This window comes from Tsuneonella aeria, assembly GCF_009827495.1.
Taxonomy (GTDB): Bacteria; Pseudomonadota; Alphaproteobacteria; order Sphingomonadales; family Sphingomonadaceae; genus Tsuneonella; species Tsuneonella aeria.
The window spans coordinates 195,055-209,048 of sequence record NZ_WTZA01000002.1 but is presented as its reverse complement, the minus strand read 5'-3'; the positions used below and the strand labels follow the sequence as shown (position 1 = coordinate 209,048).

Genomic DNA, 13,994 nt, shown 5'->3' with positions numbered 1-13,994 from the left:
CGGCCGCCCCTTCATCGCACCTGAATCCCTGCGCCACGCGCGCTCCTTGCGGCCAACGCCCGCCAATTCCTGAGGGGGATCGTTTCCATGTCCACCAAGCTGCGGCTCATCGGCGCCCTGCTGATCAGTTCCGCGCTGACCGCCCCGGGCATCGCCCACGCGCAAAGCCAGACCGACCCTTCGCCCGCGGCGACGCCGCCCAGCGGGGAGACGGTGGCCGACCCGCAACCGGATTCGCCCGCCCCGAACGAACCGGGCCCCGACCAGGCAGGCGAGGAAGCGATCGAAATCTCCGTCCCGGGCGGCGGCAACGAGATCATCGTCACCGGGCGGCGCGAACGCAACGTGGCGCGCAGTTCCGACCAGGTCGTTTCGGTGCTGGGCACGGCAGAGATCGCGCGCACGGGTGAAGGCAACATCGCAGGCGCCCTGGCACGCGTCACCGGCCTCAGCCTCGTGGGCAACGGTTTTGTCTATGTGCGCGGACTGGGCGACAGGTACAGCCTCGCCCTGCTCAACGGGTCGCCCCTGCCCAGCCCCGAACCGCTCAAGCGTGTCGTGCCGCTGGACCTGTTCCCCACCGGCGTCATCGCATCGTCGCTGGTGCAGAAAAGCTATTCCGCAAACTTCCCCGGCGAGTTCGGCGGCGGCGTGATCAACCTCACCACCCGCGCCACGCCTGACGATCCCTTCCTCAGCATCGGCTTCGGGGTATCCGGCGATACGGAGACCACGGATCAGCTTGGCTACACCTATTACGGCAGCAAGACCGACTGGCTCGGCTACGATAACGGCAATCGCGACGTGCCGCCGGCGCTGCAGGCCTATTTCGACAGCCGCCAGCTGATCGGCACCGATCCCGTGGATTCGACCGCGATCGCCCGCGAGCTCGTCACGTCGCGCAACGCATTGGTCCAGCGCGATTACAACACGCAGCCGAATTTTTCGGCCTCATTGTCAGGGGGCAAGACCTTCGCGGTTGGCGATGCCGATCTCGGCGTGATCGCCGCGGCCGGCTACAGCAACAAATGGCTGACCAAGGACATCATTCAGCAGGCATCGCAAAGCGCCGACCTGTCGAGCCTGGAGCGGGATTTCCGCCAGGTCAGCACCGATCAGCGCATCCTGGTGAACGGGCTGCTCGGTGTCGGCCTGGAGGCCGGCGACAACCGCCTTCGCCTTACCGGCGTGTACATCCACGATACGGTGAAGAAGGCCGCGCTGGCCCTGGGACAGAAGCCGGCGCAGAATGGTACGGCCGACTTCATGCAGCAGCGCACCGCCTGGTACGAACGGCAGCTGTTCAACACCCAGGCCGTGGCCGAACTGAAGCTGACCCCCGATGTGTCGGCCGAACTACGCGCGGGATACGCGAACACGAAGCGCGACGCCCCAGGCGAACTTTTCTTCGAATACGTCCGCACGAATGCCGAATCCGATCCGTTCGGCCAGCACTTCGTGAACCGTCTCAACAACGGCAACGGCGGCAACGGCGGGGTCACCTATTCGGCCCTCAGCGAAGACTTGTGGTCGGGCGGCGTGGACCTCACCTGGCGGACGCTGCCGACGCTGTCGTTCACCGCGGGGGGCGCGTGGAGCGATACCGACCGGACAAGCTCGCGGCGCGATTTCCTGATCCTGGCACCCAACACCTTCCAGGGTCAGCCCGCGATCATCAGCGCGATCGGCATGCTGCGCCCGGATCTGCTCCTGGCGCCGGGTATCGTCGACGGGATCGGGATCACCTTGGTGGAGACCGACCCCGGCACCCCGGCTTTCGACGCGGGGCTGACCATCAAGGCAGGATATCTGAAGGGGAACTGGGCGGTCGGTCCGGTCTCCATCGACGCTGGCGTCCGCTACGAAAACGCGGTGCAGACCACCGCGCCGATCCAGGTCTTCGCGTCGGTGCCGCCTTCCGTGCCCGGCGTGACGATGGAAAAATCGTACTGGCTGCCGGCCGCCACGGTGACCGTGGATCTGGGCAACGCGATGCAGGTGCGGCTCAATGGGTCAAAGACCATTGCGCGCCCGCAGTTCCGCGAACTGATCGCCCAGCCCTATTACGATCCCGACAGCAACCGGCCCTATCGCGGCAACCCCCTGTTGGTCGACAGCACGCTCATCAACGGCGAGGCGCGTTTCGAGTGGTATTTCGCGCCCGAACAGCGCGTGTCGGTGGCCGGCTTTTACAAGAAGATCGACCGGCCGATCGAAGCGTTCGTCACCGGCATCGACCTGCTCACATCGTTCGCCAATGCGCCCGAAGCGCAGCTCTATGGGGCCGAGGTCGAGGCGATCAAGTACGTGCCTCTCGACAGCATCGGTGGCGGCTTCTTCACACCCCGCCGCCTCGCGCTGATCGCGAATTACACCTACACCAAGTCGGAACTGTCGGTCTCGCCGGATGACACCGTCGCCGTTTTCGGCGCGGCTTCGACGATCGCGACCGACTATTTCCGCGATGGCGCGCCGCTGACGGGCCAGTCGGACCATATCGTCAACCTGCAACTGGGGCTGGAGAGCACGGACCGCCTTTCGCAGCAGACGATCCTGCTGTCTTACGCCAGCGACCGCGTCGTCAGCCGCGGGCTCAACGGCACGCCGCCTCAGCCCGATGTGATCGAAAGCCCCGGCGTCCGGCTCGATTTCGTGTGGCGCGAAGGGTTCGATCTGCTGGGCACGGAAGTCGAGGCAAAATTCGAAGCCCGCAACATCCTGGGCCGCGGCCACAGGGAGTTCCAGGAAGCGGGCGACAACCGGATCGACATCAACAGCTACGATCTCGGCACGACGCTGGCGCTGTCGCTCGGGGTGAAATTCTAGGATCGCTCGGCGCGCGCTTCCGGCTCGGGGAGCGCGCGCCGTCGGCGCTCACGGTGTGTCGAAGACGTAGCCCAACGAACGGACGGTGCGCAGCGGGTTGCCCGCGCCTGCTGCCCGGAGCGCGCGGCGCAGGCGGCCGATCCACACGTCGACCGTGCGGGCATCGAGCGGCGGATCCTGCTTGCCGAGGCCCGCGATCAACTCCTCCCGCGTCAGCACCCGGTCGGGGTTTTCGGCCAGAAAGCGCAGCAGGCGGAACTCGTTCGGCGGCAGCACCACGGGCGTGCCCGCCCAGCGCGCCTGCAGCGCCAGCATGTCGATCGAGAGGTCGCCGATTTCGAACCGGCCGTGCGTGCGGCGTTGCTGCTGCTGCGGATCGACCGCCAGTACCCGGTCGAGCACGCGGGTCCTGTCGAGCGGACCGATCATGTAGTCGTCCGCCCCTGCCCGCAGTGCGCGGCGGCGATCTTCCTGGTCGTCGGCCTCCAGCACCATCGTAATATGCGCCGATGTGGTCCGCGGATCGGCGCGGAGCCGGCGGCACATCTCGAGGCCCGCCATGTCGTCCATCACCCAGTCCACGAAGGCCCATACCGGTCCCTCGACCAGCTTGCCCGGCCCCTCGGCCCCGATCGTGCCGAACGTGAACCGCCGGCCGGCATGGAGGAAATCCTCCATGGTCGCGGCGTTGCGGTCGGTCAGAAAGATATTCACCACGTCCATGCGTTCCACTGCCCCGCTGCCACGGGAACGGGATTGCCGCGTGTATGTGACGCGCTTGTTACTGTGTGACGGAGGCGGTCGGCATCGTGCTGCCCCGCAACTGGCGGGAATAGAACCAGCCAATCCCGATAAGACTGAAGCCGAGCGCCATGAACGATGCGATCCGCGCCAGGCCGCCGAGGTCCGCCGCATCCACAAGGAACACCTTGAGCACTGCGATCACCATCAGCACCAGCGATCCGATACGCCAACTGCGTTTCCCCGTCCGTGCGCCCCACAGGAGGAAGCCGACGGCCAGCACGATGCCGGTGAGGGAGCGCAGCAGGTCCTCCCCCTCGCCCATCGGTGCCGACACCAGGTCGCTACCGGCAAACGCCTGCCGCAACAGGCTCAGCGCCATGAACGCCAGAAGCGTCATCACTGCGGCATCGAGAAACCAGCGTATCACCGGCGAGGCGTGTCCGCTGACCTTGCGCAGCACCCACAGCGCGGCGAACCCGGCGGCGTAGGCGGGCACGATTGCGTTGGCGATCGGCACTGCTCCCACCGCCTGCGCGGACCACAGCGGATTGTGGAGAACGAGCGTGAACCAGGCGAAATGGGCCATTGCGATGCCGGCAAGAGCCGCCGCGCCGCGTGCACGGCCCTTGCGCCACAAGGCCACACTGCCGCCCACCAGTACGAACTCCCACGCCGCACGCTGGAGGAGGCCGGTGGTGACGAAGTCCGCGCCGATGATTGCCGCAAACCCGTGGCGAAACAGCGCGTGTGCCGCGATCACGGCGGTCACCGTCAGGGCCATCCCCACGTGGCGTTGCGCGACCGGGATGGCGGCCTTGCGCGCTGCGATGAAGCTCAGCGCGGCGGCGACCGGCATCAGCTGCCGCAGGATCATCGGGGCAGGTGGGAGGTCGGCGGTCACGAATGGACTACCCACGAGCGCCATGGCGCCGCCTGCCAACCACAGGACGGCCGGTTCGACGGCCCACAGCGCCGCAATGGCGAGCAGTGCCGTCGCAGCGCCCGGCCATTTCGCGCGCCATGCCAGTGCCGCGGCCGCAATCGCGGCGACCCATGCCATGACCATTGGCGGCAGGATCTGCGCCATCGCGCCGTAGGCAAGGACCGCACTCGCCGCCTCCGCCAGGGCTCTCGCGCGGGCCTCGCGCGACTGGGCCACGACGGCGACAAAAGCCAGCGCTGCGGCCGCCCAGCGCAGCGGGCTTCGCCAATCGACGCTCTCGCTCATGCCTGCGAGGCGGGTGAATTCGTTTGCCGCCATAGTGGCGACGTGGGGCAGCGCGGCGAGGAGCAATGCGCCCAGGGCAGCTGCCGCCCAGCCTATCGCGCGCGCCGCAGGCTCCGCGCGCTGCCGATCGACCCAGAGCATCGCCGTTGCCACTGCTAACGCGGCGAGCGGTGCAGCCCACGCCGGAATCCCCAGCAGCAGCGCGATCCCTCCAAGAGCCGCGGCAAACGCAAGGGCTGCCGCTTCCGGCCGATCAAGCACCGAGTCGCTTCGCTGCCACGCCCGCCATGCGGCCAGCGCGGGAAGCACGGCGAGCAAGGCGGTGACGAGCGCCAGCTCCGGCTCAGGCAGCCCGAGGGCAAATCTTCCGAGCTGGGCATAGGCGGCACCCGCTACGCCGAAAGCCGTTCCGCCCACCTGCCAGAAATCGATTGCCCTGTGGGAGCCGCGCCAGATCTGGATCAGCGGTATGAGCGCGAATATAGCGCACACGCCCAGGGCGGCGGCCGCAAACCCGGTCGCTTCGGGCGCCGGCCAGAAAAAGAGCAACGCCACACCTACGGCCGCCGCGACCGCACTCGCCTCGCGCATGGCGGCCTGCCGCCAGCCGAACCACGCCAGGGCTGCCCCCAGCATCAGGTAGAGGCTCCATTCCAGCGCATCGAAGCCGCCCTGGCGCACCAGCCCGGCAAGCTGTACGGACGCCAAGGCCGCAGCGCCCACGCGCACGAACCAGGCCGGTCGGTCATTGGCGGTCGACAGCGCGGGAAGGACGCCGCCCAACAGCACGAGATACGCCCCGAGCACTGCGATATCAGGCGTTGCGGAGACGCCCCCGGCCGACAGCAACGCGCCCCAGAGAAGCCCGGCGGCGAGCGCTGCTATGCCCAGCCACGCGCGATCCTGCCGGCGGCCGGTCAACGCCAATCCAGCGGTCACTAGGGCAAGGTAGATCGTGAGCAGCGGCAGGTTCGCCTCGTCCCCTCCGACCAGGACCGGGGCCGCGAAGCCGCCCACCAGTCCCAGCACCGCGCTCGGCAGGCCGAAGCGGAACGACAGGACGATCCCCGCCGCGGTGACTCCAGCCAGCCCGACAAACGCGATCGTCGATCCGATCAGGCCATACCTCGTCCCCGCGAGGTAGAATGCGGCGTAGAGCGTCGCCAGCCCTGCACCCGCAAGGGCCTGCGCCACGCGCGGATCGGCCACCCTCTCGCGCCAGCGCCAGGCAGTCTCGGCCCCGACAAGCAGGGCCATGCCGAACAGGCCGGCGAGCACGACGCGGACTGGCGGCGTCAACAGCCCGGCGTCGATCGACCAGCGCACCAGGAAGAACCCGGCAACGGCCAGCGTCACGCCGCCCGCCCAGATGGGCAGTTGCCGCCCGAAGACGTCTTCGAAGTCGAAGCGCGGCATGGCCATGCGCGGCCGCCAGGTCCGCTTGCGCTCCGGCGTGGGCTCCTGCACGACAGTCGGTTCCGGTGCGGCAGGCGCAGCGGGCGGCTGCTCTGCCAGCGCCTGGGTTATCGGGGCCGACACGGGCGCGTCGCCAGGGTACGACACCGCGCCGTTGCCAGCGCGCAAGCCTTTCACCTCACGCTCCAGGACGTCGACCCGCCGCCACAGCATGGCGATCGCCACGAACGCCATGATCAGCCCGAGCATCAACATCGCGCCACGCTCCCCCCGCGGGGCGAATTATGCAAGCTTTGCCGGAACCAAATCCCCCGTCCGATCACTAAGGGTGGAACGTGGTGGACGACATTACAACTTACCCCCTGACGGGGCGCTTCCTGATGGGGCGATCGCGTCATGCGATGGGCGCCCGCGAGAAGGACCTGCTCGAAGCCGCGGTCGAAGAAGTCGTCAGCTACGACAAGCCGCACCGGATCATTGCCCGCGGCGAACTCGCGCATCGTAGCACGCTGCTGATCGACGGGTTCATCGTCCGCACGATCACGGAGAACGATCGTCGTTACGTCGTCGGTATCCAGGTCCCGGGCGATTTCGTCGATCTTCATGCGTTCGCGCTGCGACGTCTCGACCACGACGTGGTGACGATCGGGCCGGCACGGGTTGGATATGTCCCGCACGAGCGGATTGCCCGAATTCACGAAGACGAGCCGCATCTTTCGCGCCTGTTCTGGTTCTCTACCCTGCTCGATGCCGCGATTCATCGGCAATGGACGCTCAAGCTGGAACAGCTCAAGGCCAGCCGGCGGGTCGCGCATCGCCTGGCAGAGATTTGGCAACGCCTCGACATGGTCGGGCTCGCGCGGCCCAACGGGTTTCGCTCTCCTCTCAGCCAGGTCGATCTTGCGGACATGTGCGGCACGACCGCGATCCACATGAACCGCGCGCTTTCCGAGCTTCGGCGCGAGGGAATAGCCGAGTTTCGCCGCGGCCTGGTGGTGGCCCGCGACAGAGGCCGCCTCGAACAGTTCGGCGATTTCAACGCAACCTACCTCTACGGCAACGGTGGCCTGGCAGTGGGCCACGCGCTCGACAGCCGCTGAACGCGCGCGCTGCGCTCATCGGGCGAGCGAAGCCGCCTCACGCGCCAGGACCTCCACTTGCGACACATCTGGCATACCCCTGGGTGCCACCCAGCTTCCGCCAACGCACAGCACGGGCTCAAGCGCCAGCCATTCGCCTGCGTTCGACGGTCCAATTCCCCCGGTCGGACAGAACCGGCACTGGCCGAAGGGTGCCGCCAACGCCGTCAAGGCCGGAATTCCGCCTGCGGCCATCGCGGGGAAGAACTTGAAATGGGTGAGCCCGAGATCCAGCCCGCGCATGATGTCGGCCGCATTGGCGATGCCGGGCAGGAACGGGAGCCCGCTCGCGATAGCCGCGCGGCCGAGCGGCTCGGTCAGTCCAGGCGAGACGACGAATTGGCTTCCCGCTGACAACGCCTCATCGAGCTGGCCCGCATTCGTCACCGTGCCCGCCCCAACGATGGCGCCGGGAACCTGACGCATCTCGCGGATCGCGCCGAGGGCGGCCGGGGTGCGCATGGTCACTTCCAGCACCGGCAGGCCACCCGCAACCAGGGCCTCCGCCAATGGACGGGCGTGCGCGACCTCGTCGATCACGATGACCGGGATTACCGGGGCGATGCGCAGGATGGCGTCCATCCTGCGCATCACAGCCCCCCCGCCGCCAGCATGGCACTGGCCCCCCGCTCGGCCGAATCCGCGCCGAGACGGAACATCGCGAAAAGCTCGCGTCCCACGCCGTGGAGGTCTTCGCTCGGACCCTGCGGCTCCCGGCTTTCCAGGTCTGCGCTGGTAGAGAGCACGCCCGCGTGGCCGCACAACCGCACCATGTCGCCATCGCGCAAGCGGGAGAGCGGTCCACCGCCCAGCGCCTCCGGCGTGCAGTGGATTGCGGCAGGGACCTTACCGCTCGCCCCGCTCATCCGCCCGTCCGTGACCAGCGCGACGCGGTAGCCGCGGTCCTGGAGCACGCCCAGCGGCGGGGTCAGCTTGTGAAGCTCGGGCATTCCGTTGGCGCGCGGTCCCTGGAAACGGACGACGACCACGACATCGCGATCGAGCTCGCCGGTCGCGAAAGCCTCCGCCACGGCGTGCTGGCTGTCGAACACGCGCGCCGGCGCCTCGATCGACCAGCGCCCGGGATCGACCGCGCTCGTCTTGAAACAGGCGCGGCCAAGATTGCCCTCCACCAGCGTCATGCCACCATCGGGGAGGAACGGGTCCGATGGCGGGCGAAGCATGTCGGGATCGCCGCTTGCGCCGACTTCGCGCCACGCCAGGGTTTGGCCGTCAAGCCACGGTTCCTTCGCATATTCCGACAAGTCGCCGCCCCAGATGGTAGCGATGTCCCGGTGCGCGAGCCCGGCTTCTAGCAGCTCCCCGATCACGTATCCGATCCCGCCCGCCGCGTGGAAGTGGTTCACGTCGCCCGATCCGTTCGGATAGACACGGGCGATCAGGGGAACGGCGGCGCTGAGTTCGCTGAGGTCGTTCCAGTCGAACGCAATCCCCGCGGCCCGCGCCATCGCCGGCAGGTGGATGGCGTGATTGGTCGAGCCGCCCGTGGCCAGGAGCCCGATCGCGGCATTGACGATGGCTTTCTCGTCAACGGTTCGCGCCATCGAAGCCGCCGGGTCCCCGGCCACCGCCGCAAGCCGGTGGACCGCCGCCCGCGTAAGCGCCTGTCGCAGCGGTGTCCCCGGTTGGACGAAGGCTGCCCCGGGCACGTGGAGCCCCATCATCTCCATCATCATCTGGTTGGAATTGGCAGTGCCGTAAAACGTGCAAGTGCCAGGCGAATGATAGCTGGCGCTTTCGCTCTCGAGCAGTTCGGCGCGGGTCGCCTTGCCCTCGGCATAGAGCTGGCGGACTTTCTGTTTCTCCTTGTTCCCGATGCCGGTCGGCATGGGCCCGCCGGGCACGAACACCGCCGGCAAGTGCCCGAAGCGCAGCGCGCCCATGACGAGGCCGGGCACGATCTTGTCGCATATCCCGAGCAGCGCGACGCCGTCATACATCGCGTGGCTCAGTGCGATCGCGGTCGACAGCGCGATCGCGTCGCGGCTGAACAGCGACAGCTCCATGCCATCCTGTCCCTGAGTCACGCCATCGCACATCGCGGGCGTGCCCCCAGCGACCTGTGCCGTCGCGCCGACCTCGCGCGCCCAGATCTTCATCTGCGCCGGATAGGCGCCGTAAGGTTGATGGGCGGACAGCATGTCGTTGTAAGCGGTGACGATGGCAATATTCGCCCCGCGCCCGCTCTTGATAGCGGGCTTGTCCTCCAGGGCGGCGGCGAAGCCATGGGCCAGGTTGGAGCATCCCAGCGTATCGCGGTTCGGGTGCCGCTCCCGCTCTCGCTCCATGAGTTCGAGATAGCGGGCGCGGCTATTCCCGCTGTTGGCGATCACGCGCTGAGTCACGCGGTGGATAACGTCGTTGAGGTTATTCATGCCAGCTTATCCCGTCGCGTTCGACCAGGGCGATTGCGGCGCTCGGCCCCCAATGCCCTGCGGGGTAAGCGCGCGGGGTCAGCCCCTCCCTCGCCCAGAGCGCGCGGATTGCATCGATCCATTCCCATTGCGCCTCCACCTCGTCACGGCGGACGAAGAGGGTCTGGTCACCTTCCAGAAGGTCGAGAAGCAGGCGTTCGTAGGCGATACGCTTCACTGCGCCGGCGAAAGCATCGGGCATCGAAATGTCCAGCGGCACCGGACGCAGGCGGATGCCCTCGCGGTCGAGCCCCGGCACTTTCGCCATGAGCGAGAGGTGGATGTTTTCTTCCGGCTGGATGCCGATGACGAGGCGATTGGGCTGGGTCCGGGCACCGCGGCTCTGGAAAATGGAATGGGGCACGCAGCGGAACTGAATGACGATCTCCGTCACGCGTTCGGGCAGCCGCTTTCCGGTGCGCAGGTAGAACGGCACTCCTTTCCAACGCCAGTTATCGACGTGCGCCTTGATCGCGACGAAGGTTTCGGTCTCGGAATCCTTGCCCAGTTCCTCGTCATATCCGGGCACGCTTTTCCCGCCGACGACGCCCGTGCGATACTGACCTGTGACCGATTCGCTTTCCTCCACCCGGCGCAGGGAGCGCAGGACTTTCACTTTCTCGTCACGCACCGCGGTGGCGTCGAAACTGGTCGGCGGCTCCATCGCCACCAGTGCCAGCAACTGGAGCATGTGGTTCTGCACCATGTCCCGCAGTGCGCCGCTGTCGTCGTAGTACGCCACCCGGCTTTCCAGCCCGACGGTTTCGGCGACCGTTATCTGGACATGATCGATGTAGTTCGCGTTCCAGATCGGTTCGAACAGCAGGTTGGCGAAGCGCAGCGCCAGCAGGTTCTGGACCGTCTCCTTGCCGAGATAATGGTCGATCCGGAAAATCCGGTCCTCACTGAACGCTGCGGCGACGGCATCATTGATCTCGCGGCTGCTGGCAAGATCGCTGCCGAGCGGCTTTTCGAGGCCGATCCGCACGTTTGCGCCGGTAAGTCCGGCCGACTGGAGACCCGCGATCGTCGGTTCGAACAGGCTGGGCGCGGTCGAAAGGAAGATCGCCAGCCCCTGTTTCGGCGTGCCGACTTTTTGCGCCAGTGCATCGAAGCCTTCCACGGTCGAAGCATCGAGCGGCTGATAGGCGAGGCGATTGAGAAAATCGGCCATCCCGCCGCGCCGATTGGCGGGCAGATGTTTCTCCAGTGCCGCCCTGGCGAAATTCCGGAACTCCGCGTCCGACATCGCCGAACGTGCCGTGCCGGTGATCTTCAACGCGGACGACAGCAGCCCGTCGTGGGACAGCGCACAGAGCGAGGGCAGCAGCATACGCTGGGAAAGGTCGCCCGTGGCGCCGAACACCAGCAGCCGATCGGCCGTGAAACGGGTGGATTGAGCGGCGCTGTCTGTCATGGCCCTCCTGCAGATCGACGGCCGGACCGGCCTAGCAAGCCGTCACAACGGGACAAGGCTCAGTCGCCAAATCCTGTTCACGCGTGCGGTAGAATCCGCCGGCCGATCTCGATGGCACCGCGGATTCCGGCATCGTCGCCCAATTGCGGCGCCACAATGTAACGCGCGAGCCCGGGGTCGAGTGCCCGGTGCTCGACAAAGCCGGCCAGACGCTCCTCCGTCAGGCGGCGCAGGGCTGGTAGGAGTCCGGTCGCCTTGCTGACGCCGCCGCCGAAGATCAGCCGCTCGGGCATGTGCAACAACACGAGCGTGGCCGCGAGCTCCGCGAGATAGCCGGCTATGGTCTCGATCTCCTGCGGGCCGAGCGCGTCGAGGCTTGCGCCCCACCGGGCCTGGATTGCCGGGCCGCTTGCCAGTCCTTCCAGGCAGTCGCCATGCCATTGGCAGACACCCGCGAACCCGTCGCCCGGCTGACGCGGCACGCGAATGTGGCCGCCTTCGAGGTGCGAAATGCCACGAACCGGCAGGCCATCGCGCAGGATACTGGTTCCGATCCCCGTGCCCACAGTCGTGTAGGCCAGGGATTGCGTACTTTTGCCCCCGCTCAGCAGCCATTCGCCAAGCGCCGCGGCGCTCACATCGGTGTCGATTGCCAGGGGAACGCCGAAGTTGGCGAAGGCGTCGGGCCATGAAGCGCCCTGCCAACCTGGCTTGGGCGTGGTGGTGAGGGTGCCCCAGCCCGGGGAAGTTTCGTCCAGCGAAACGGGGCCGAACGTGCCGATGCCGAATGCCCCGATGGCGCCATGCCGCTCGGCTGCTGCCCGGAAGAATGTCGCCAGGGCGGCAAACGTAACTTCGGGCCGCCCAGTCGGCAGGCGGTCCCTATCGATGATGTTCCCGTCGCTGTCCGCGATGGCGAGGACGCATTTCGTGCCGCCGGCCTCGACGGCGCCGATCAGGGGCCCGGTCACTCGCCAATCCCCGTCAGTACGATCTCGCGCCTGTGGCTCCTTGCCCGGTGTTCGGCGAGATAGATTGCCTGCCATGTCCCGAGCAGCAGACGGTTTCCCGCGAAAGGAATGGTGAGGGCACCGCCCGTCAACATCGCCTTGATATGCGCGGGCATGTCGTCCGGCCCTTCGTCGTCATGTTCATAACCTGCGGTTTCCGGCGCCAGGCGATCGAGCCAGCGTCGCAGATCGCGCAGCACCGCGGGATCGGCGTTTTCGCTTATCAAGAGGCCTGCGCTGGTATGACGACAATACACGCTGAGCGTCCCGCGCACGAGCCGCGCGCTGGCCAGCCACACGGTGATCCTGGCGGTGATGTCGAGCAGTTCGCGACCTGCCGTTTCGATTATCAGCGCGCCCTGTTCGATCCTGACGCTCACAGCGTTCAGACCAGGCCCGCGAGGCCCAAGGTGCGCAGTGCCGACTTCAGGTGCGGCCTGTCGAACATCTTGCCGTCGATGCCTACTGTGCCCGAGCCGGGCGCCGCATCGAATGCGGCGACCACGCGCTGGGCAAACGCCACTTCTTCCGCACTCGGCGTGAAGCCTTCGTTGATCGGCGCGACTTGAGCAGGATGAATCGCCAGGCGGCCACTGAACCCTTCGCTCCGCGCCTGCCGGCTCGACGCAAGAAGCCCGTCCGTGTCGCGGAAATCAGCATACAGCGTCTCGATCGCCGGCACGCCCGCCGCATGCGCCGCCATCAATGTGAGAGAACGCACCAGGCGGTAAGTAAACAGCCACTCGCCATCGGCGCCGCGGTTCCCGGTCGCACCCAGCGCGGCGGCGAGGTCCTCCGCTCCCCAGGTCAGGCCGCGCAACCGGGTGAGCCCCGCGCCGGCGTACTCGCCCAGCCGGAAAGGCGCGATCGCGGTCTCGGTCGCGACGGGAATGATCCCGATTGAACCAGGCTGTACCCGGTGCGCCAGTTCCATGTGATCGAGCAGGCTGGAAAGCTTCGCGACGTCCGCCGGCCCGTCGGGCTTGGGCTGCATGATGCCCTGCACGCCTGCCGGAACAACCGCGGCGAGATCGTATTCGGCCAGTCCGCTGTCGAGCGGATTGATCCGGACCCAAAGCTCCGGCGCACCCGGCTTGCTGCGGTCAAAACCGTGGAGGAATTCGGCGAGCTGGTGGCGGGCATCATCCTTCGCCGCGGGTGCGACCGCATCTTCGAGGTCGAGAATCACCGCATCGGCGCCGCATTCGGCGACCTTGGCCAGCTTCTTCTGGCTGTCGGCCGGAATGAACAGGAACGAGCGGAGCGGGCGCGCGGCGGTGCTGGTCATGCCGGGGTCCGCCGCTGAAGACCGCTGCGCTTGCATTGCGCGACCAGCGTGCCGTCTTGATTGTATGCCCGGTGGGCAAAGGTCACGATGCCGGCTTCGGGACGGGACCGACTTTCCCGCAATTCCACCACTTCCGTTTCGATCCGCAAGGTGTCGCCGACAAAGACCGGGGCGGGGAAGCGGACTTCGTCCCAACCCAGGTTTGCGATGGCCGTGCCGAGCGTCGTATCGCCGACCGACACCCCCACCATCAGCGACAGTGTAAAGCACGAATTGACCAGCACCCGCCCGTATTCGCTGCCCTTCATGTATTCCGCGTCGAGGTGCAGCGCGGCGGGATTGTGGCTGAGCGTCGTGAACAGCAGGTTGTCGGTTTCGGTAACCGTCCGCCGGATCGGATGATCGAAGGTCTGCCCCACTCTCAAATCATCGAACCACAAGCCCGGCATGCATGTCTCCTCGTTCACAAGGCGACTAGCGCGCGGGCCGCG

The 13,994-nt window shown here is 67.1% G+C and carries 11 protein-coding genes; 2 read left to right on the top strand and 9 right to left on the bottom strand.

From position 1 onward, the window contains the following. Positions 1–87 precede the first annotated feature (87 nt). Positions 88–2,826, top strand: a complete 2,739-nt coding sequence (locus GRI40_RS11495; protein WP_160611723.1) for a TonB-dependent receptor plug domain-containing protein — start codon at positions 88–90, stop codon at positions 2,824–2,826. A 48-nt stretch (positions 2,827–2,874) separates the two neighbouring features. Here the strand turns inward: GRI40_RS11495 and GRI40_RS11490 are convergent, their stop codons facing one another. Both GRI40_RS11490 and GRI40_RS11485 read right to left on the bottom strand, forming a co-directional pair. Continuing rightward, positions 2,875–3,549 carry a response regulator transcription factor gene (locus GRI40_RS11490; RefSeq protein ID WP_160611722.1) on the bottom strand — a complete coding sequence of 225 codons (675 nt, stop codon included), beginning with the start codon at positions 3,547–3,549 and terminating at the stop codon, positions 2,875–2,877. 58 nt (positions 3,550–3,607) lie between these two features. Beyond that, positions 3,608–6,463, bottom strand: coding sequence for a DUF2339 domain-containing protein (locus GRI40_RS11485; RefSeq protein WP_160611721.1), 2,856 nt, complete (start codon positions 6,461–6,463; stop codon positions 3,608–3,610). Positions 6,464–6,552: 89 nt separating this feature from the next. On the opposite strand from GRI40_RS11485, the gene GRI40_RS11480 reads away from it, so the two are divergent. Further along, entirely contained in the window at positions 6,553–7,314 is a 762-nt protein-coding gene (locus tag GRI40_RS11480; protein WP_337190562.1) for a Crp/Fnr family transcriptional regulator, read from the top strand. 15 nt (positions 7,315–7,329) lie between these two features. Here the strand turns inward: GRI40_RS11480 and eda are convergent, their stop codons facing one another. From eda to GRI40_RS11445, 7 genes are all read right to left on the bottom strand, one after another. After that, positions 7,330–7,944 carry a bifunctional 4-hydroxy-2-oxoglutarate aldolase/2-dehydro-3-deoxy-phosphogluconate aldolase gene (gene eda, locus GRI40_RS11475; protein ID WP_160611720.1) on the bottom strand — a complete coding sequence of 205 codons (615 nt, stop codon included), beginning with the start codon at positions 7,942–7,944 and terminating at the stop codon, positions 7,330–7,332. Continuing rightward, positions 7,944–9,749 carry a phosphogluconate dehydratase gene (gene edd / locus GRI40_RS11470; protein WP_160611719.1) on the bottom strand — a complete coding sequence of 602 codons (1,806 nt, stop codon included), beginning with the start codon at positions 9,747–9,749 and terminating at the stop codon, positions 7,944–7,946. The genes eda and edd overlap by 1 nt, the downstream gene beginning before the upstream one ends. Continuing rightward, entirely contained in the window at positions 9,742–11,205 is a 1,464-nt protein-coding gene (gene zwf / locus GRI40_RS11465; RefSeq protein WP_160611718.1) for a glucose-6-phosphate dehydrogenase, read from the bottom strand. Before zwf ends, edd begins: the two co-directional genes overlap by 8 nt. A gap of 77 nt (positions 11,206–11,282) precedes the next feature. Then, positions 11,283–12,176 carry an ROK family protein gene (locus tag GRI40_RS11460; protein ID WP_337190561.1) on the bottom strand — a complete coding sequence of 298 codons (894 nt, stop codon included), beginning with the start codon at positions 12,174–12,176 and terminating at the stop codon, positions 11,283–11,285. Further along, positions 12,173–12,595 carry a secondary thiamine-phosphate synthase enzyme YjbQ gene (locus GRI40_RS11455; protein WP_337190560.1) on the bottom strand — a complete coding sequence of 141 codons (423 nt, stop codon included), beginning with the start codon at positions 12,593–12,595 and terminating at the stop codon, positions 12,173–12,175. Before GRI40_RS11455 ends, GRI40_RS11460 begins: the two co-directional genes overlap by 4 nt. A 5-nt stretch (positions 12,596–12,600) precedes the next feature. Next, a complete protein-coding gene (locus GRI40_RS11450; protein WP_160611716.1) occupies positions 12,601–13,503 on the bottom strand; it encodes an HpcH/HpaI aldolase/citrate lyase family protein in 903 nt (300 codons plus the stop codon). After that, positions 13,500–13,952: a MaoC family dehydratase gene (locus GRI40_RS11445; protein ID WP_160611715.1), complete on the bottom strand. Its 453-nt coding sequence runs from the start codon at positions 13,950–13,952 to the stop codon at positions 13,500–13,502. The genes GRI40_RS11450 and GRI40_RS11445 overlap by 4 nt, the downstream gene beginning before the upstream one ends. Positions 13,953–13,994 lie beyond the last annotated feature (42 nt).